The organism is Paenibacillus donghaensis (genome assembly GCF_002192415.1).
In the GTDB taxonomy this organism is placed as follows: domain Bacteria; phylum Bacillota; class Bacilli; order Paenibacillales; family Paenibacillaceae; genus Paenibacillus_AQ; species Paenibacillus_AQ donghaensis.
In genome coordinates, this window is sequence record NZ_CP021780.1 from 7,754,664 (window position 1) to 7,775,501 (window position 20,838).

15 protein-coding genes and 1 pseudogene are annotated in these 20,838 nt (G+C 54.1%); 12 read left to right on the forward strand and 4 right to left on the reverse strand.

Going from position 1 to position 20,838, the window contains the following annotated elements; translation table 11 throughout:
* Positions 1–683: 683 nt before the first annotated feature.
* Complete coding sequence (gene acnA / locus B9T62_RS35210; protein ID WP_087919506.1) at positions 684–3,428, reverse strand: aconitate hydratase AcnA; 2,745 nt, start codon at positions 3,426–3,428, stop codon at positions 684–686.
* Between the two features lie 219 nt (positions 3,429–3,647).
* Here acnA and B9T62_RS35215 point away from each other — a divergent pair, with 219 nt between their 5' ends.
* The 10 genes from B9T62_RS35215 (at position 3,648) to B9T62_RS35260 (ending at position 11,731) form a co-directional block, all read left to right on the forward strand.
* A complete protein-coding gene (locus B9T62_RS35215; RefSeq protein ID WP_087919507.1) occupies positions 3,648–4,667 on the forward strand; it encodes an amidase domain-containing protein in 1,020 nt (339 codons plus the stop codon).
* A gap of 41 nt (positions 4,668–4,708) precedes the next feature.
* Positions 4,709–5,800: a D-alanine--D-alanine ligase gene (locus B9T62_RS35220; protein ID WP_087919508.1), complete on the forward strand. Its 1,092-nt coding sequence runs from the start codon at positions 4,709–4,711 to the stop codon at positions 5,798–5,800.
* Positions 5,801–5,856: 56 nt separating this feature from the next.
* The gene (locus tag B9T62_RS35225) at positions 5,857–6,174 is read left to right on the forward strand and encodes a hypothetical protein (protein ID WP_087919509.1); all 318 of its coding nucleotides are present in this window, start codon (positions 5,857–5,859) and stop codon (positions 6,172–6,174) included.
* Positions 6,171–7,178, forward strand: a complete 1,008-nt coding sequence (gene uvsE, locus B9T62_RS35230) for a UV DNA damage repair endonuclease UvsE (protein WP_087919510.1) — start codon at positions 6,171–6,173, stop codon at positions 7,176–7,178. The genes B9T62_RS35225 and uvsE overlap by 4 nt, the downstream gene beginning before the upstream one ends.
* Before the next feature lie 308 nt (positions 7,179–7,486).
* Complete coding sequence (locus B9T62_RS35235) at positions 7,487–8,374, forward strand: inositol monophosphatase family protein (protein WP_087919511.1); 888 nt, start codon at positions 7,487–7,489, stop codon at positions 8,372–8,374.
* Complete coding sequence (locus B9T62_RS35240; protein ID WP_087919512.1) at positions 8,371–8,643, forward strand: hypothetical protein; 273 nt, start codon at positions 8,371–8,373, stop codon at positions 8,641–8,643. Before B9T62_RS35235 ends, B9T62_RS35240 begins: the two co-directional genes overlap by 4 nt.
* Positions 8,644–8,757: 114 nt before the next feature.
* Entirely contained in the window at positions 8,758–10,053 is a 1,296-nt protein-coding gene (locus B9T62_RS35245) for an SGNH/GDSL hydrolase family protein (RefSeq protein WP_087919513.1), read from the forward strand.
* An 89-nt stretch (positions 10,054–10,142) separates the two neighbouring features.
* Entirely contained in the window at positions 10,143–10,712 is a 570-nt protein-coding gene (def, locus tag B9T62_RS35250; protein ID WP_087920550.1) for a peptide deformylase, read from the forward strand.
* Between the two features lie 141 nt (positions 10,713–10,853).
* Entirely contained in the window at positions 10,854–11,093 is a 240-nt protein-coding gene (locus B9T62_RS35255) for a hypothetical protein (protein ID WP_087919514.1), read from the forward strand.
* Between the two features lie 17 nt (positions 11,094–11,110).
* A complete protein-coding gene (locus tag B9T62_RS35260) occupies positions 11,111–11,731 on the forward strand; it encodes a hypothetical protein (protein WP_087919515.1) in 621 nt (206 codons plus the stop codon).
* Between the two features lie 501 nt (positions 11,732–12,232).
* Here the strand turns inward: B9T62_RS35260 and B9T62_RS35265 are convergent.
* Both B9T62_RS35265 and B9T62_RS35270 read right to left on the reverse strand, forming a co-directional pair.
* Positions 12,233–13,546, reverse strand: a complete 1,314-nt coding sequence (locus B9T62_RS35265; protein ID WP_087919516.1) for a glutamate-1-semialdehyde 2,1-aminomutase — start codon at positions 13,544–13,546, stop codon at positions 12,233–12,235.
* A 119-nt stretch (positions 13,547–13,665) separates the two neighbouring features.
* A pseudogene (locus tag B9T62_RS35270) lies at positions 13,666–14,690 on the reverse strand (LCP family protein).
* 366 nt (positions 14,691–15,056) lie between these two features.
* On the opposite strand from B9T62_RS35270, the gene bcp reads away from it, so the two are divergent.
* Both bcp and B9T62_RS35285 read left to right on the forward strand, forming a co-directional pair.
* Positions 15,057–15,521, forward strand: a complete 465-nt coding sequence (bcp, locus tag B9T62_RS35280; protein ID WP_087919518.1) for a thioredoxin-dependent thiol peroxidase — start codon at positions 15,057–15,059, stop codon at positions 15,519–15,521.
* A 130-nt stretch (positions 15,522–15,651) separates the two neighbouring features.
* On the forward strand, positions 15,652–19,944 hold the full coding sequence (locus B9T62_RS35285; protein ID WP_087919519.1) for a 2-hydroxyacyl-CoA dehydratase: 4,293 nt from the start codon (positions 15,652–15,654) through the stop codon (positions 19,942–19,944).
* A 91-nt stretch (positions 19,945–20,035) separates the two neighbouring features.
* Here B9T62_RS35285 and B9T62_RS35290 read toward each other — a convergent pair whose 3' ends face one another.
* On the reverse strand, positions 20,036–20,758 hold the full coding sequence (locus B9T62_RS35290) for a DinB family protein (RefSeq protein WP_087919520.1): 723 nt from the start codon (positions 20,756–20,758) through the stop codon (positions 20,036–20,038).
* Positions 20,759–20,838 lie beyond the last annotated feature (80 nt).

Consider the following 20,838-nt stretch of genomic DNA (forward strand, 5'->3'; position numbering starts at 1 on the left):
GGATGAATGAACAGATCAACGAACCAACGTACCTACAAGCTTAATAAACAAATTAATCACACTACACTGAATTAACCAACAAACGACGGACAACCCAAACCCAAACCCGATTATCGCCCATCCGCCTAACTCCCAACCAACAAGTCTCAAGCACCTAAACACAGCATCCAATCACTGCAAAGCAACATCCCAAGCTCTTACGGACCGTATAGCCTCTATTTCGTATTTTTGCCCGGTATTGGAGGATTAGCGGACCGGAGAGCCCTTATTTACTGTTTCAGAGCGCGGAATGGCAGGGTTTGATGCATATAAGGGCTCCTGAGTCCGCTAGAGTGAGCAGAATACGAAAATATGCTAAATAGCGGCTGCTGGGTCCGTTAGGAGTGTTGATGGTGCTGGTTTGGAGAAACGGCAAACGCTAGCAACCCCAGAGTCCGCAGGGTTGTTGGACTGGTATTCTATACTGGAGGGCAGGTTATAATCTAGCGTTAACAGAGGTGGGGGGAATGGTTGTGTTGTCAGAAAAACTATACTTTAGACCACAAAAAACACCCCCTAGAGATCCTCAGGACTCTCTAGGGGGTGTTCGAGGTAAAGCTGCAGTTATAACGGTTAGCAGTCAGTACGCACTTACTGGTGCCCGCATTTATTATTCACTAATTACTAAGTCTGCTCAGTGGCAGTTATTCTACTGGCAAGGCGTTCTCGGAAGTAGTGGCATCCGCCAGCATCTGGCGCAGCACGGTCTGCAGGATTCCGCCATTGCGGTAGTAATCAATATCCACGGTGCTGTCCAGGCGGGCAATCACCGGGAACTCGAACTGTGTGCCGTCTTCACGGATAGCAGTAACAGTCAGCTCCTGGGAAGGTACCACGGAGTTGTCCAGACCCGTAATGCTGAAGGTCTCGCGTCCGGTCAGACCCATGCTGCTCCAGCTATAACCTTCCTGGAATTGCAGCGGCAGCACGCCCATGCCGACGAGATTGCTGCGGTGAATCCGCTCGAAGCTCTCGGCAATAACGGCTTTGACGCCGAGCAGCAGGGTGCCTTTGGCGGCCCAGTCACGGGAGCTGCCTGTGCCGTATTCCTTGCCTGAGATAACAATTAGATTCTGGCCGGCAGATTGGTAGAGCATCGAGGCGTCATAGATCGACATGACTTCCTCGCTTGGCAGGAAGGTGGTTACCCCGCCTTCGGTGCCAGGGGCTACCGCGTTGCGGATGCGGATGTTGGCGAAAGTACCACGCATCATCACTTCATGATTGCCGCGGCGTGAGCCATAGGAGTTGAAGTCCGCGCGCTCTACGCCATGTCCGCGCAGGTATTCTCCGGCAGGGCCGGCAGCGGTAATATTACCCGCAGGCGAGATATGGTCAGTGGTCACGGAATCGCCCAGCAGCGCCAGCACGCGGGCATTGGTAATATCCTTGATATCGCCAAGACCGTCCGCCAGATGCTCAAAGAACGGCGGGTTCTGAATGTAGGTAGAATTATCATCCCATTCATACAGCTCGCCTTCAGGGACAGGGATCGCATTCCAGCGCTCATTGGCAGTGAAGACATTCTCGTATTTGCGGCGGAACATCTCCGGGCTAAGCGAGCGCTGAGTGGCTTCGCGGATCTCTGCCGTAGTCGGCCAGATGTCCTTCAGGTAGACTGGCTCCCCTTGCGGATCGTAGCCAAGCGGCTCCGTCTGCAGATCAATGTTGACGGTGCCGGCCAGCGCGTAAGCGACAACAAGCGGAGGTGAAGCCAGGTAGTTGGCCTTGACCTGGGCATGCACACGTCCCTCGAAGTTGCGGTTCCCGGATATAACGGCGGCAACGGTCATATCATTGTCTGTGATGGCTTCGCTGACTTCATCGGGCAGCGGGCCGGAGTTGCCGATACAGGTGGCGCAGCCATAGCCGGCCAAGTAGAAGCCCAATGCTTCCAGCGGCTTCAGAAGGTCTGCCTTCTCCAGATATTCGGTAACCACCAGCGAGCCGGGAGTCAGACTGGTTTTGACATAACCGGGTTTGGTCAGTCCACGTTCGACCGCTTTCTTCGCGAGCAGGCCTGCCCCGAGCATAACGCTTGGGTTGGAGGTGTTCGTACAGCTGGTGATCGCTGCAATCACGACAGCACCTGTGCTGAGCTTGCTTGTGCTGCCGTTCTTGTGAGTGACCTCGACAACCTCGGCAATCTTCTCATCGCTGAGGCCGTACCCGCCCTTGTCGACAGGGGTGCGGATAATGCCTTCGAAATTCTCTTTCATATGCGTAAGTTCGATCCGGTCCTGCGGACGTTTCGGTCCGGCCATGCTTGGCACAACAGAAGCCAGATCAAGCTCGATGGAATCGCTGAACTGCGGGTCCGGGGTATCAGCGGTGCGGAACATGCCCTGTGCCTTGTAATAAGTCTCTACCAACTCGACCAGATCGTCGGGACGACCGGTGCTGCGCAGATAAGCCAGCGTTTCGTCGTCTACCGGGAAGAAGCCGATGGTTGCGCCGTATTCCGGTGCCATATTGGCTACCGTTGCCCGGTCCGCCAGACTGATGTTGGACAGTCCCGGTCCATAGAACTCAACGAACTTGCCGACAACGCCTTTCTTGCGCAGGATTTGGGTTACGGTCAGCGCCAGATCGGTTGCGGTAGCCCCTTCGATCAGACTGCCGGTCAGCTTGAAGCCTACTACGTCTGGTGTGACAAAATAAAGCGGCTGTCCCAGCATGCCTGCCTCGGCCTCAATTCCGCCCACGCCCCAGCCGACAACGCCAAGACCATTGATCATTGTGGTATGGGAATCGGTACCGACCAGGGAATCGGGATAAACGGTGGTTTCTCCGTCCGTAGTCTTGGTAGTGGCAACAGAAGCCAGATATTCAAGGTTAACCTGATGCACGATGCCTGTGGCGGGAGGAACGGCGCGGAAATTGTTGAAAGCCGTCTGAGCCCAGCGCAGGAAGCGGTAGCGCTCCTCATTGCGTTCAAACTCCACATTCATATTATATTCAAGCGCGTCGGCGGTTCCGAATGCGTCCACCATGACAGAGTGGTCAATGACAAGATCTACAGGGACCAGCGGGTTGATCTTCTTGGGATCGCCGCCGGCTTTTTTGACGGTATCACGCATGGCCGCCAGATCGACGACCACTGGAACGCCGGTGAAATCCTGCAGCACGATCCGGGCAGGGATAAATGGAATCTCCTTGCTGCGGTCAATGTCGCCTGACCAATTGGCCAATTGCTTCACATGTTCTTCGGTAATGGCTCTGCCGTCATATTGACGCACAGCAGCCTCTAATAATACTTTGATGGAAAAAGGCAGGGACTTGATATCGCCCGCTCCTTGCTCTTCCAGAGAGCCGAGATCGAAATAGCGGTAAGATTTGCCTCCGGATTGCAGGGTTCGGGCCAGCGAAAAATGATCCTTGCTTGGCATATATGCGCCTCCTTGTTTCATCTATTGAAACGGTATTTCATATTGCGTGTAATTTTAGTATAACGGTTACATAGGGGGTAGTAAAGTTTTTTTTGCTTCTTCTTAATGGAAAACAGCAACTGCAGCTTGTCCTAAATCGAAACCGTCTGTATAGCCGCCTACCTTGCTTCATATACATAGTGGCAGTAGACAAACACGAATGAAGGAGAGGTGGAAGGAATGGAGCAGCAATGGAAAAAAAGTCTGTACAGCTACGTCGATCAAATCAACAAAGGGCGGGTCGAGCCAAAATCGGCACCGCAGCTGATCACGATCAAAGACCCGCATTTCCATGCCCGCCAGCGGGAGATGTCCCGCCGCCTTAGCGGCTGGTATGCAGCGAGAGGCATTACTCCGCTGCGTGCGGAGACCGGTGTGCGCACCGTGCGGACCATCCGTCAGAGTCTGGCCGAGGTGGTGGCTGAGGTGGTGTTGCACAGCGCATTGTATTATGAAAAAGGCGGAGTTACGCATCGCGAGGATAAGGTGGAATCCGAGCGCCTGACCTTCGGGAAGGCGGGTACGGGCTGGGAGCTTGTTGCGGTAGAGCGGAGCGTCCCGGAGCGCAGCTCGATCAGGGTGACGGAGAACGAGCCTGAAGGAAGGCTGTCAAAATGGGGCGAGGTGCTGCCCGAACCGCAGCCGTCGCAGCCACTGCTCAGCCGCAAGATTGCCCGCGGCGGCTCAGGCTCAAGAGAAGTGCGCTACAACCGCGAGGAGGCGGCAGCTTATGCCGACCTCTGGTGGAAGGACGGCAATCCCGAATATGAAATTTTTGCCGTGGACTGTACCAATTATGTCTCCCAATGCCTCTTTGCAGGGGGAGCGCCGATCAACTATACTGGTAAAAGAGAAACGGGCTGGTGGTACAAAGGCTACAACGGCAAACAGGAATGGTGGAGCTTCAGCTGGGCGGTTTCGGACAGTCTGCAGCGCTATTTGAGCGCAAGCCGCAGCGACGGTTTGCAGGCTGAGGCCGTGGACCGGCCGGAGCAGCTAATGCTTGGCGATGTCATCCTGTATGACTGGGACGGCAATGGACTATTTCAGCACAGCACCGTAGTTACTGCCTTTGACGCGGGAGGACTGCCGCTGGTCAATGCCCATACGGTAAGCAGCCGTCACCGCTTCTGGGACTATAAGGACTCTTATGCATGGACGGATCGAACGGTTTACCGTTTTTTTCATATTACAGGATGAACTTAATCATGACTATTTATAATAGAGAAAGAGGTTAGGGTATGGAAGCAGCTAAATTAACCGTAGGATTGGTCTATGGAGGCAAATCCGGAGAACATGAGGTATCTCTGCAGACTGCGTTTGCGGTTATGAACGCTTTTGATTACAGCAAATATGAAATTGTGCCTTTCTATATTACCAAGCAGGGACTGTGGAAGATCGGTGAGACGCTGGGAGCGCCGTACAGCGGGATCGAGCAGCTTAAGCTGCCGGATGCCTCCGAGGATATGAACGCAGCCCTTGGCGCGGTATTCAGCGGTTTGACCGGCGGAGAGAGTGCGATTGATGTCATGTTCCCTTTGCTGCACGGCACTTATGGGGAAGACGGAACGATTCAAGGCCTGTTCGAGATGGCGAATATCCCTTATATCGGGGCAGGGGTACTGGCCTCCTCGGCGGGTATGGACAAGGTGGTTATGAAGAAGCTTTTTGCTGAAGCCGGACTGGACCAGTGTGAATATTATTATTTCAATCTCAGCAGCTGGAAGTACCGCAGCCATGAGCTGATTATCAGCATGGAGGATAAACTGGGCTACCCCGTATTCGTGAAGCCGGCCAATCTCGGCTCGAGTGTAGGCATTTCCAAAGCAGTAGACAAGGAGAGCCTGATCAAAGCGGTCGATTTCGCCTTCCGCTACGATACCAAGGTAATTGTTGAGGAGTTTATCGATGCGCGTGAGGTGGAGGTCAGCGTGCTCGGAAATGATGAGCCAGAGGCTTCTGTTCCGGGTGAAATCGTCTCTTCCGGTGAATATTATGACTACGCCGCCAAATACACCGACGGCAAATCACAGATGCTGATCCCGGCACCGGTGGACCCGGAGGTGGCAGACCGTCTGCGGGAGTCCGCATTGTCCGCGTTCCGGGCGATTGAGGGCAGCGGGATAACGCGGGCGGATTTCTTCCTGCGCAGATCCGATGGCAAGATCCTGATCAATGAAGTGAATACGATGCCAGGCTTCACCCCCTTCAGCATGTACCCACTGCTCTGGCGTGAGACCGGTCTATCGTATGCAGCCTTGCTCGACCGGATGATTGAGCTGGCGCTGGAGCGCTACCGGTTCAGACAATCGCTGAAATTCGATAACGAATAAGCTTCCATTCACAATGTGTTGGCTGGCAAGATCCCGGCCGGAGAGGAGTGTAAACTATGGGTTTTCAAATGGAATTTAATTCAGTCTGCAAGTTCAAGAACGAACAGGAGCTGTATGAGCTGTTGGAATATGGCCGCACCAAGATGGTCAAACAGGGTTTTCGCGTGTATCCGACCGGGGAGAAGGTTATTGCCTACACACCGGAGAATGTTGCCGTGGCCATCGTCAAGATTTCGGCTTCCATCGCCGAGATCAATTTTCAGGGGCATGAGGTTACCGCCGTTGAGATGGACCTGGTGCGCAAGCTGAATGAAGAAGAATCGCGGGTGCAGACGGCGCTTGCCTATGAGATGTTTTTTGGGGAGCAGGGATGATTGTCCGTTTCGGATACGTAGCGATGTCTACTGTGATCAAGGACTGCTCCCCTTCCAAGACGATGACGATGGCATCTTTCAACAAGCTGGGCGACCGCGATGCCGCACTGCGGCGCCTGGAGCTGATTGCCCGTGGCAATCTGCACAACACCCTACGGCTGCTGAAGCATAACACAGGTTCCGGCATCAAGGTCTACCGCCTTACCTCCAAGCTGGTTCCGCTGGCGACACATCCCGATCTGCAGGATTGGGACCCGTTCGCAGCGCTGGCTGAAGCTTTTCTGGAAGTAGGAGAGTATGTGAAGAAGCGGGAGATGCGGGTGTCGTTTCATCCGGATCATTTCACCGTGCTCAGCACGCACCGCCCGGAGGTACTGGCTAGCTCTGTCCGCGATCTGCAGCATCATCTGAACATGCTGCTGGCAATGGGACTGCCGGCAACCGCCAAGAACAACATCCATATCGGCGGAGCCTATGGGGACAAGCCCGCCGCCGCAACCCGCTTCAAGCAGCATTTCCTGGAGCTGCCCGGTGCGCTGCAGGAGCGCATTACGCTGGAGAACGACGACAAGACGTTTAATGCGGTGGAGACGCTGGCCGTCAGCCAGAGCCTTGGCCTGCCGATGGTGCTCGATATTCACCACCAGTGGGTGAATAATGAAGGCGAGCTGCCCTGGGAGCTATGGCCGGAGATTCAGCAGACGTGGAACAGCCCGCTGGCGCTGGCGGATGTACCTCCCGGCGGCTTGCTGCCGCCGAAGATTCATGCCTCCAGCCCTCGCAGCCCCTCTGACCCGCGCAGCCATGCGGATGGTGTGGAGATCACACCGCTGCTTGCTTTTTTGAAGCGGATTGCTGCCGATACTCCCGCTGTGGATGTCATGCTGGAAGCGAAGTCGAAGGATGGCGCCTTATTCGGATTGATGGAGGCTTTCAAGGAGCTGGCTGTACCAGGTAGCGGAATTACACTCTTAGACGGTGCCAGCGTTAATATTGAAGCGTAATCGGCAATAAACGGCAAGAGAAGAGCCACTGGCGGGCCCAGCCTACACTTGAATCTTGCAGTAACGGATACCGACTCTTACAGAGGGCGGAAATGCCGCTTCTACTTGATAAGTATTCTGAAATAGAGTACGGTGAATGAAACTTGAAGCTGTCGTCAGCTACTGGGCCTTGCCTCTACATATAAGAATACAAGTAGAAACGGCTACGCCGTCCTTTAAAGGACGGGGCGTTTCAGCGAGAAATAGAAGGATGATTTATCGCGTGCAACCTATAAATTCTTATATTTCAAGAAAGCGGAGTGAAAAATATGAGTCCTTTAACGCCTGATGGCCGGAATGAAAGGGAGCCTTACGTAGTATCCAGCAAAGGACACACGGCAGTGGCAATCAATGCTGCCGCCAAGGCAGGAGAATGGATTAAGAGCAGACAGGGGCAGGTTAAGAGCCTCGGCACCAAGACCTCGGCCCAGGATCTAGTCACGGAAGTGGACAAAGGCGTGGAGCAGATGATCCGCCGGCTGATTCAGACCCATTACCCGGATCATTGTATCCTCGGAGAAGAAGGCGTCCTTCCGGGTGCGGATGAAGCGACCGCCGCTTTGGAGGAAGTGCGGGAGAACGAATACCTGTGGATTGTTGATCCGGTAGACGGAACAACCAATTTCGTGCACGGCTTCCCGTTCTATTGTGTTTCCATTGCACTCGTCATCCGCGGGGAGCTGACCGTTGGCGTAATTTACGATCCGATCCGCGATGAGATGTTTGTTGCCGAGAAGGGCAAGGGTGCTTACGTGCATGGCGTTCCTACCGCTGTGTCGGCCGAGACCGAGCTGGGCGGCAGCCTGGTGGCAATGGGCTTCCCGCCGGACCGGGTGTTCGCCCAGCCGGTCAATATGGCCGGACTGCAGAGTATTCTTCCGCAGGTGCGCGGCATTCGTGCCGGAGGCTCAGCTGCGCTGCATCTGGCCTATGTAGCCGCAGGCCGGGTAGACGGATACTGGGAGGTTGGGCTGAATCCTTGGGATTGCGCTGCCGGTGTGCTGCTGGTCCTGGAGTCAGGCGGCGCCGTTACGGATACACAGGGAGATCCATATGACATCAGCACCCGTCATGTGGTTGCAAGCAACGGACAGATTCATCAGGCGATGGTGGATTCGCTCAAGGCTGCCGATGCCACGGGGTTAACACGTTCATGAGCAGCCGCGATGATCTGGAACGCAAGCTGAGCGAGCTGCTGGAAGACGGCGAGATGGAGCAGGGAGACCGCACGGCCAAGGAAATCCGCCAAATCTCGCCCCGTTATGAGGTCCGTATTCAGACCACGTTTGATCCGATTGTCGAGGAGACACGGCGCTACCGCAAGCTGGGCCGTGAGCTGGATGACCGTTACGACAAATATATGGAGCGGGCAGGTGAGCCTTCAGGCAAGCCTTCACCGGATGGTCAAGGTACGGAGCGTGATTAAGCCCTGCTCCAACAATAGAATCTCTTAAAGAGCGGCTTCTCCTCGGAGGAAGCCGCTCTTTTGCGCAGCCTCCACTGATGGTAGAATGGAATTATACCAATTAAGGGGGGAACGGTGCTGAATATATCCAGAAAGATCAAGGCCATTGGAGCAAGCGGTCTGCTGCTGTTTGCTGTCCTTGCAGGAACGGCTGCGGAATCGGTTCAGGCAGCGCAGGCAGGTGTAGGAGCGCAGAGCTCACAGTCTGAAGTCTTCCGAATCATGGCACTGGGCGATTCCATTACGGCGGGATATGAGCCAGGCATGACGGATGTGAACGTGAAGCCTTACGGCTATGCAGAAAGACTGCTGGAGCAGAGCTGGTATCATGGCAGAAGTGAGCTGATAAACTACGGAATATTGGGGCTTACCACAGCCGGCTTGCGCAATTATACAGAAGCTATTAAGCAGGGAACGCCTGCTACACCAGAAGGAATCCAGGCCGGACTTCGTGATCCGCGAATCACCCAGTTTGCGGCATTGACGCCGCAGATCAAGGCCGAGCTTGCTGAAGCGGATCTGGTTACGGTTACGATCGGCGGCAATGATGTCAGCAGCCTGTTCCTGCAGGCCAAGGAGTTGGGAGAGGCTGAGTTCCAGTCACAGCTGGAACAGCGGCTGGCGGATTACAGCGCCAATCTCAGTGCTGTACTTACCAATATTCACGCGATAAACCCGCAGGCTGATATTATCGTGGCCGATCAATACCAGCCGGCTCCGAAATTTGCGGTCAAGGAGAGCTACACCCAGCTGATGGACGCGGCTGCCCGTCTGACCGAAGCTGCGGATAGTGTGGTTGCGGCCCTGAACGCAGCTGGAACACCGGTGAAGGTTGCACATGTGGCCAGCCGGTTCGCCGGAGTCGAAGTATCGCTGACCCATATTTTTGGCGAGGGCGCAGCTGACTTCCACCCCACCCAGCAGGGATATGAGACGATAGCCCGGGTGTTCTCCGAAGTGCAGTGGGGACAATACAGCGTGCCCGCTTCGGTTGCCGTGTTTCCCGCTCCGGCGTCCATGTCGATTGTGGTGAAAGGGGTGGAGCTGAATACACCGAACAAGCCTATTCTGAAGAACGGCCAGAACTTCCTGGCTCTTAAGGATGTGCTGAATGCTGTTGGCGCCACCGGCAAATGGGACAACAAAACCTCCAGCGCCACAATTACCTACGGTGGCCGGACAGTTGTAATTACCATCGGCTCCAAGCTTATGAAGGTCAATGGAGTGAATACCGCCATCGATACCCCCGCTTTTCTGCAGAAGGTAGGCAAAGAGGACAAAACCTATCTGCCGCTCGCCGCATTGGCAACGGGACTGGGCTTCGATGTGAATTACAGCAGCCATTTGCGGACGGCTTTCATTAATCCGTAATTATGCATATACTGCTATCAGAATGACTAAAGGCAAAGGTGGATGGGATATTGGCTAGCACAAAATTTAATGCCGAATACATCATTACCATGGATGATATTATCCGTGAAGGCGAGCCGGTGCTGCGGACGGTGGCCGAGCCGGTTGCACTTCCGCTGCAGCAGGAGGACCGGGAGACACTGGAGTGCATGCTGCAGTTTCTCAAGAACAGCCAGGACCCGGAGATGTCGGCGGAATACAGGCTGCGTTCAGGAGTAGGCCTTTCGGCCAATCAGATCGGCGTAACGAAACGGTTGTTTGTAATGTATTCGACCGATGAGAAAGACCGGATTATCGAGCATGCCTGGGCCAATCCCAAGATCATCAGCCACTCCGTGTCGATGGTGTATCTGCCGGAGAGCGAAGGCTGTCTGTCTGTAGACCGGCCTGTGCATGGGTTCGTGCCCCGTTATGAGTCGGTGAAGGTGAGGGGATATAATCTGGACGGCAAGGAAGTTACCCTGAAGTTCAAGGGATACCAGGCGATTATTATTCAGCATGAAATCGACCATCTGGACGGAATCATGTTCTACGACCGCATCAACAAGGAACATCCGTTCAAGCTTCCCCAAGGGGTGGAGATCCGCAGTCTGTACGACCAGGCGGATGGCTCTAAATAATAATGATGCAGACATGCGGCTGTCTTTCCCAACGGGAGGATGGCCGTTTTGTTGTAGATGCAGATATATCGCTGCCCATGGTATAATGTGGAATAATATTAGAGCGTAACGTGAAGCCATTGGGCTATATAAGGGGGATTTATGGATTTAAGTAATACTATGCTGCTGTTTATATATGCCGTGCTGGCACTTCTGACGACAGGCACTTTTATTTACCGGATTAGAAAGCGAATCTTCCGCAAATACATCTATGCCGAAGTGGCCATGGTCATTTGCCTGGTGCTGGTCTCTCTGGCGGCGAATGAAATTCATGTGTTGATCAGGCTTGCTGTACTGGGGATAGTCATTGCTGTATTTATGTATGGACGATCACAACAATAACCGAGGGGGAATGAAGCATGGGTTGGAGCAGATCACAGCTGCGGGTGATTCCGAGCGATTATAATGCAGAGGCTGAGGCGATTGACAGGCAACTGCTGGAGCTGGTCAAGCAGCGCAAGGTGCTCGCCGCAGGGAAGCAGCTTGCTCCCGGCATGGAGATACTGGATCGGTGGGCGGCGGAGTTCGAAATGGAGCCTGTTGAAATATCCGTTCTGCTAAACAATTTTAATAAAAAAGCAATGCTAAGGCATTTCAATCCGGAGCCCAAGCTGCTGCAGGGGGTGCTGCCGATCATGAAACGAACCGTTGACGGTGAGTTCGAATACATGCTGTCCCATGCCATGCAATATGAAGAGAATAGTATAGTTACCCTGGAGATTCAATATTTGAAGTCATCCGATGAGCGTGTCCATATCCAGCCTGCGCTTGATCTGGTTGTGCTGGGCGCAGAGCCGTACGAGGTAAGTACCACCCGCAGTGGTGGTGGCGGCTCCGAAATCCAGATGCAGTTTATCGTATCCCCTCCCTTGCCGGAGGATCTAAGTGCCATAGAGTTCTCGCTTGTTCCTGGTGAAGAATCATTTATGGGACCGTCCTACAGAGAGATTAAGTTGGACAAGCAGGTGGATTTTTATTGAATATTTTGACTTTCGATGATGCGCTTTCGGTTGCTATGGGGAAAGATTACCGTTAAATACCGTCTATTGTTCGGTTAACAATCGCATTTCGGCATGGGTAGGACGTAATTAGTGGTAGAAAATGTTACTTTTTAGGCTCAGTGAGTTTTTAGAATGTTACTTTGGAACGTTTAACACAAATAGATGCAAATCTGCAACTAATTTCAGCTGAAACTCCTATCAGAAGGCGAATAAGTGCAAATCTGCAACTAATTTCGAGCAAATCGGGCCTGTAACGCTCAAACACCGGAATTAGATGCATTTTTGCACTTATATCCTCCAAAACGGTAAAAATTCGCTAATTAGATGTAGTTTTGCAACTAATTCAATGGTTCTTCGGACTTAGGAAACTGATTACAGTTATTCTTGTTTTTTTACTCCCAAAAAGGCTGCTCCAGGTGGGAAACCACTTGGGAGCAGCCTTTGTAGATAACATCAATCATCCGATCCCGACGAGTATCCTTATTCCGCTGTCATCGCCCGGAAGGAGGCTTCCGCCGCTTCCAGCGTAGCATCAATATCGGCATCCGTATGCGCCGTAGTCAGGAACCAGGCTTCATATTTGGAAGGGGCCAGGTTGATGCCGCGGTTCAGCATATGCCGGAAGAAGCTGGCGAATTGCTCACCGTCGGTATCCTGGGCCTCATCATAATTCGTGATCTTATGGTTGCAGAAATGGGTGGAGAAGGCACCGCGGATGCGGTTGATGGTTAGTAGGATTCCATTGCGGTCAGCCGATTCCTGCAGGCCGTCCGCCAGCCGGATCGCCAGCCGCTCCATCTCATCGTATACGCCTTCGGCGCTGAGCACCTCCAGGCAGGCGATACCTGCGGAGATGGAGGCCGGGTTGCCAGCCATCGTGCCAGCCTGATAGGCCGGTCCGAGCGGAGCCACCTGCTCCATGACATGCTTGCGGCCACCGTAGGCACCGATCGGCAGACCGCCGCCAATGATTTTGCCAAGAGCGGTTAGATCGGGCATAATCGCTTCGTGGTTGCTGAGTCCCGCATAGGTCTGTGTGGAGCCGTAGTGGAACCGGAAAGCGGTAATGACCTCATCATAGATGACGAGGGAGCCATTATCATGCGCCAGCTTGCACAGCCCCTCCAGGAAGCCAGGCTCCGGCATAACCATACCGAAGTTGCCGACAATCGGCTCGACCATCACCGCGGCGACGTCCTCGCCGAAGGTTTCGAGCGCGATACGCAGGCTGTCCAAATCATTGAACGGCACGGTGATTACTTCCTGGGCGATGCTCTTCGGAACACCCGCGCTGTCGGGAATGCCCAGCGTGGAAGGACCGGAGCCTGCGGCTACCAGCACCAGGTCGGAATGGCCGTGGTAGCAGCCGGCGAATTTGACGATTTTGCTGCGTTTGGTGTAAGCGCGGGCTACCCGGATTGTAGTCATTACTGCTTCTGTGCCGGAGTTGACGAAGCGGACCTTGTCCATGGAAGGAATGGCGTCCTTCAGCATTTTGGCCAGCTTGATTTCCAACTGTGTCGGCGTTCCGTAGAGAATGCCATTCTCTGCCGCCTTGGTAATGGCTGCTGTGATATGCGGATGGGCGTGGCCGGTGATGATCGGCCCATAGGCAGCAAGGTAGTCTATGTATTCATTGCCGTCTTCGTCCCAGAACTTGGAGCCGCTGGCACGATTCATGAATACCGGTGCGCCGCCGCCGACGGCTTTGAAGGAACGGGAGGGGCTGTTAACGCCTCCAACGATGTGCTGAAGGGCTTCCTGATACAATTGCTCTGATGTGGAACGGTTCATTAATAATCATCCTTTCGTTTAGGGCCGTGCGCATGGGAAAGGGCGAACCGCGTGTATTCCCGCTGTCCGCCCGCCCTTGTGAGTACGGTTATGGCTAATTGCTGAATGGGAGCGCTGCTCTATGGCGTGGCTTCCGGGGTGGCCTCTGGTGAAGGACTTGGCTCAGGACCGGCAAGTGTCTTCTGAACGAATTCATGCAGCTTGTCGGTACTGCTGTATCCAATCACCTGTGAGCCGTCATCAAGTGTCTTCTCACGCAACAGATTCATTGGCGGAATCTGCACGCTGCCGCTCATGGTGCTCTTATAGCCGACGGTGCCCAGCTTCCACATGTCATCTACCAGCATGTTGGTGTCCACGAAGGGGGTAACCTCGGACAGGATGGTCGGCAGCTTGATAATGGAGGTGGTGCTGATCAGCTTGTCCGCCACAGCCTTCAGGAAGCCGCGCTGGCGTTCGGTCCGGGTGAAGTCGGAGGTGGCATCATGGCGGAAGCGGACATACTGCAGCGCCATATTGCCGTCAAGATGCTGGAAGCCTTTTTTGAGATCGATATCGTATAACGGGCCGTCAGCCTTGGTCTTATAGACCATGTCCTTCTCAACCTCGTAATCGACGCCGCCCACTGCATCCACCAGCTTAATGAAGCCCTGGAAATCGGTGTAGACATAATATTGAATCGGGATGCCCAGCAGGTCGCTTGCTGTCTGCATCGCCGTATTGGGACCATAGATAATTGCGGAATTAATCCGCTGTTCCCCGTGTTTCGGAATCGGTACATAGGTATCTCTCAGGATGGAGAATACACTGATCTTCTTGCTTACCGGATCGATAGAAGCTACAAGCATGGTATCCGAGCGCGGGATTTCCCCTTTCTTCACGCCGCGTGCATCGACGCCCATCAGCAGAATATTAACAGGCTCGGTGCCCTCCCACTTGGGAGGCTCCGGGGTATCGACATCGACAGTTTTCGCATCCTCAAAAGGAGTATTGTTCTGGTTCGACATGCTGTCCAGCTGGTTGTAAATTGAGGTGAAGAAAATAACTGCCCCCCAATAATCAGGACGAGGATAATGGCGAGAGTCCACAGTAGCGGTTTCTTGGATTTGCCGGCCTTTGCGTGCCGTTTCTTTCTTGGTGGCATTTCTCGTTCTTCCTTTCGCATTTACATTCTCTACATTATAATTTCTTTTAGGGCAACACGCAATTTTGGAATTTGAAGCCATAAACGTAAGCCTTACGAAGCGAGATTTGTACGAAGTGATTTCAGAGAAGCTTAAACTATACAAAACTAAGCCTATGCTTACGAAGAGAGTTTTGTACGAAGTGATTTCAGAGAAGCCTAAACTATACAAAACTAAGCCTATGCTTACGAAGAGAGTTTTGTACGAAGTGATTTCAGAGAAGCTTATAAACTATACAAAACTAAGCCTATGCTTACGAAGAGAGTTTTGTACGAAGTGATTTCAGAGAAGCTTAAGCTATACAAAACTTTAGGAGTGGATAATACATGAACCAGATATCTATAGGACAAGAGGTTCCCGATTTCACCTTGCCGTCATCCGGCGGGGGAGCAGTCAGCTTAAGCCAATACCGGGGCCGCAAGGTCCTGCTCTATTTCTATCCCAAGGATATGACGCCCGCCTGCACTCAGCAGGCCTGCGAGTTCCGTGATGCCCATGACCGGATAACGGCCAGCGGTGCAGTGGTGCTGGGGATCAGCGCCGACCCTCCGGCTAAGCACGATAAGTTCATCCTGAAGAATAGCCTGCCTTTTCCGCTGTTGTCGGATGAGTCGCATGAGGTCAGTGAGAGCTTTGGCGTATGGCAGCTGAAGAAGCTCTATGGCAAAGAATTTATGGGCATTGTACGCTCCACTTTCCTGATTGATGAGCATGGAATATTGGTGGAGGAATGGAGGAAGGTCCGGGTCAAAGGCCATGTCGAGGATGCAGTGAAGAAATTGGAAAAATAATCAATCCGACACATTAGTGTGCAGTAAGGAATTGTAAAAGTCTGTTACATTTCTAACAGCAAACCTATGGCTGAATCATGATATAGTTGCCTCATAATACTTCAAATTTGGAGCAAGGCAAGGTGATAACGTGATTCAGCTGCATATCGGACTGGATATAGGATCAACTACGGCCAAATTGGTTGTCATGGAACAGAAGACGATAGTCTATCAGGATTATATAAGACATTACAGCGATATTAAGCGAGCCGCCCTGTCTCTGCTGTCAGATGTGCAGGAGCGCTTCCCCGATCGGGGAGCCACGCTTACTGTAAGCGGTTCCTCCGGGTTGTCCCTGTCGAAGCTGGGCGGTGTGCCTTTTGTGCAGGAGGTGATTGCCTGCACCAAGGCGATCAGCGAGCTGATTCCGGGCTGTGACACCGCCATTGAGCTTGGCGGAGAGGACGCCAAGATCATCTATCTCAGCGGCGGCGTCGAGCAGCGCATGAATACCGCCTGTGCCGGTGGTACGGGCGCTTTCATCGACCAGATGGCTTCGCTGCTGCAGACCGATCCCGCCGGTCTGGATGCACTGGCCGCGAAGCATGAGCGGATCTATCCGATCGCCTCGCGCTGCGGCGTGTTCGCGAAGAGCGACGTGCAGCCGCTCCTGAACGAAGGCGCGCGCCGGGAAGATGTGGCCGCCTCCATTCTGCAGAGCATCGTCAACCAGACGATCAGCGGGCTGGCCTGCGGCCGCCCGATTCGCGGCCGGGTCGCGTTCCTGGGCGGTCCGCTGACCTTCCTGCCCAGCCTGCGCCAGCGCTTCGCCCTGACGCTAGGCCTTGCAGAGCACGAAATCCTGTTCCCTGAGCGGTCACAGTATTTCGTCGCCATCGGCTCGGCGCTCGCCGCGGCCGACCAGCCCGCCCTGCCGCTCTCCGGCTGGCTTGCGCGTGTGGAAGCGGTCGACTTCACCGCCGACCGCGCCGAGGATGCCGAGCTGCCGCCGCTGTTCGCTGCGGCAGGCGACCTGGCCGAATTTCGCGCCCGCCACGCTCGGGCAGCGGTAACCCGTTCAGATCTCGCGGCCTACCGGGGGCCTTGTTATCTGGGGATTGATGCAGGCTCCACCACCACCAAGCTGGTGCTTACCGGCGCTGAGGATGAGCTGCTGCATACCTTCTATGGAAGCAATCAAGGCAATCCGCTGCAATCGGTCAGCGATGCGCTGAAGCAGATGTATACGCTGCTGCCGGAAGGCTGCTATATCGCAGGCGCTTATGCCACCGGCTACGGTGAAGGCCTGGTGAAGGCGGCACTGCGTACGGACGGCGGGGAAGTGGAGACGGTCGCCCATTACAAGGCGGCCGCCAAATTTATGCCTGAGGTTGATTTCATTCTCGATATCGGCGGACAGGATATGAAATGCATCAAGATCCGCGGCGGGGCCATCGACAGCCTGCTGCTGAATGAAGCCTGCTCGGCAGGCTGCGGTTCTTTTCTGGAGAGCTTTGCCTCTGCGCTGGAATTGGGGATTGAGGAATTCGCCAAGTCTGCGCTGGAGGCAGAGCGACCAGTGAACCTAGGTTCGCGCTGTACTGTATTTATGAATTCCAAGGTGAAGCAGGTGCAGAAGGAAGGGGCATCGCTGGCCGATCTGTCGGCAGGTCTGGCCTATTCCGTAGTGAAGAACGCCCTGCAGAAAGTAATCAAGATTCGCAACCCCGAAGAGCTGGGCCGCAACATTATCGTCCAGGGTGGAACCTTCTATAATGAAGCGGTGCTGCGGGCGTTCGAGAGCCTGACCGGCAGAACGGTGGTCAGACCCGATATCGCCGGTGTGATGGGCGCCTATGGCTGTGCGCTGATTGCCCGGGAGAACACAGTTCCCGGCGTCTCCAGCAGCATTCTCGGCCCGCAGGAGCTGGAGTCTTTTCAATATGAGGTATCCCCGGGCCGCTGCGGACGCTGTGGCAATAACTGCGCCCTGACGATCAGTCGTTTTCCGGACCGCAGCTTCTATGTTACCGGCAACCGCTGTGAGCGGGGGGCTGGCGGCAAGAAGGAGCGAAACACCTTGCCCAACCTGATGCAATATAAATATGAACGGTTTTTTGATTATGAGAGTCTGCCTCAGCCGCAGACGGCGCGTGGGACAGTCGGTATCCCGCGAACCATGAATATGTTCGAGAACTATCCGTTTTGGGTTACTTTTTTTAGCTCCCTGCGTTATCGGACTGTGCTGTCACCCAAATCAAGCAAAAAGCTGTATGAAAGCGGAATGGACACCATCCCTTCGGAATCGATTTGTTATCCGGCCAAGATGGCTCATGGGCATGTGCAGAGTCTGATCGGCAAGGGTGTCGATTTTATCTTTTATCCGGCTGTGGTTTATGAGAAAAAGGAAGACGGTGCTGCGCAGAACCACTTTAACTGTCCTGTGGTTGCTTCCTATCCCGAAGTGATCCGCAACAATATGGACGGCCTGAAGGAAAGCGGGATTCCGCTCGTCAGTCCGTTTCTGACCTTTGACGATATCTCCGCCTTGACACGTGTGCTGGTGAAGACCTTCCCGGATATTCCACGCGAGGAAGTGGCAGCTGCCGTGCAGGCCGGATTGGCTGAAGCGGACCGCGCTAAGCTTGACCTGCGCACCAAGGGCGAAGAGACGCTGGACTTCCTGGCCAGAACGGGAACCAAAGGCATCCTGCTCTGCGGCCATCCCTACCATGCCGACCCGGAGATTAACCACGGCTTGGCCGATATGATCACAGGCATGGGACTTGCGGTGCTGACTGAGGATTCGGTCTGCCATCTGGACCTCAGCGAAGGAGAGGTGGCGGTAGTCAACCAGTGGACCTATCATGCCCGCATGTACCGGGCGGCAAGGCTGGTCGCCTCGCGGAATGATCTGGAGCTGGTGCAGCTGACCTCCTTCGGCTGCGGGATTGACGCCATTACCTGTGATGCGGTGCAGGAGATCATGGAGCGGCACAACAAGGTCTATACCCTGATCAAGATCGATGAGATCAGCAATCTTGGCGCCGCCCGCATCCGGCTGCGTTCGCTGCTTGCGGCGATGCGCGAGCGTGAGAAAGGCAATGTGCTGCCTCAAGCAGCCCGCAAGACAGAAGCAAACGTGCCGTTCACCAAAGAGATGAAGGAGACCTATACCATTCTGGCGCCGCAGATGTCTCCGGTTCATTTCGAGTTGTTCGAGCGGGTCTTTCAGGACGCCGGATATCGGCTGAAGATTCTGCAAACTACAGGACCGGAGGAGACGGAGGAAGGGCTGCGGTTCGTCAACAATGATGCCTGTTATCCGGCGATTGTCACCATCGGGCAGATTCTGTCCGCGCTGAAGAGCGGAGAATATGATCCGGACCGCACCGCGGTGATCATGTCGCAGACGGGCGGCGGCTGCCGGGCGACCAACTATATCTCCCTGCTGCGCAAGGCGCTGAAGGATTCCAATCTGGAGCAGATTCCGGTGATTTCGCTGAATGCCTCCGGCATGGAGAACCAGCCCGGCTTCAAGATCAGCCTTAAGCTGGCGAACCGGCTGATTGCCGCCGCCTGCTACGGTGATCTGCTGATGAAGCTGCTGTACCGCTTCCGGCCGTATGAAGTGATTCCGGGCAGCGCTCAGAACTTGTACCGCAGAGGGATGGAGCGCTGCAAGTACAGTCTCTCGAACTTCTCCTTCCGCGAATACAAACGCCTGATCCGTGAGATTGTGGCCGAATTCAGCCGCCTGCAGGTCACTGGCGCGCTCAAACCGAAGGTGGGTATCGTCGGCGAGATCCTGATCAAATTCCATCCGGATGCCAACAATCGCATTATCGAGATGATTGAAGCGGAGGGCGGGGAGGCTGTGATGCCTGATTTTCTCGACTTCATCTTCTATTGCGTATACAATCCAATCTACAAGGCAGAGCAGTTTGGCAAAAGCAAAAGACTCGGTTATATCAACCCCATGCTGATCTCCTATCTGGAAATTTACCGCAAGCCGGTCAAGCAGGCGCTTGAAGCGGCAGGACTATCCAAAAGTCGGGAGAATATCTACGGTTTGGCCGAGAAGGCCGGACGTTTGGTGTCCGTAGGCAACCAGATGGGTGAAGGGTGGTTCCTGACCGCCGAGATGATGGAGCTGCTTGACCACGGAGTCAACAATATCGTCTGTATCCAGCCGTTTGCCTGTCTGCCGAATCATATTACCGGACGCGGTATGATCAAAGGACTGAAGGAGCTGTATCCTGGAGCCAACATCGTGGCGATTGATTATGATGCCGGGGTGAGTGTAATTAACCAGAACAATCGGATCAAGCTGATGATGTCGATTGCCAGCGGCTTGGACAGCAGTGCCTCACTGCCTGCACCCGATGCCGAGCTGCCTGCAGGGCTGCGGAGGCCAATAGTGATGGAGAATGCCGGCAGCTGAGCCGGTAGCTGAAGCTGGAAGTAAACGGCAAGTGATTAACCGGCAATTTAAAAAACCAGGAACCCCATACTCGGGGCTCCTGGTTTTTTCGCTACTCTGAGCTTGAAGAAACAGCACTCAGCCGTTTCCCCTGAAGCTTCTGCTTGATCCGTATTGATTTGTTAAGATGCACGAAATTATGCCTTGTGGCCGGCATTAGAATCAGCCCGGCAATGGTTTTACGGCCCCAGTAGTCGATCAGCCACTGTTCTGTCTCTTTCACGGCTTCTTCCTCTCGTAAGCGCCCGATCCGCACAGGACTGACCTTTGCTGCAAACTGCTCCGGCTCCAGCGATTGGATAATATCACGCGTTCTGCGGCCCACCGCCTGGCGGTACTCCCGCAATCCCTCTATGTTCGCAGACAAGCTTAATCCGGTTATTTCTTCTTCTGTCATCCCATTCCCTGAATGCAGGTAGGAGGACGTTCCCATCCTCTGCGCATAATCTTCCGTATGTAACACCTGAACATTGTCCGAGGCGAGCAGGTTCATCGTGATGTCTTCAATCCGGGCGCAATGCCATAGATGCCAGGCGATGGAATTACGCGTACCCGGTGTGTAGACGGGATAGCTGCGAAAACTTTCTTCACTCAGGTCTGCCATAAGCTCATCTTCAAAAGTCAGCGCTTCGCATTCCGACATCCGGTGGTCGTACAGCTGTGCATGCTGCTCCAGAAATAAGGCTACAGCTCGCGAGTGCTCGTTGGGTTTGCTTAGAATACCTGTAAGCAGCTTGTGATTGCTACTCCAGTGTTTACGGTCCGGCAAATTCATATTATTGGTAATTTGAATTTTCAGAAATTTTCAGCAAACTCTTGACGCGTAAATAGGTAAATAGTAAAATAGTTCGCATA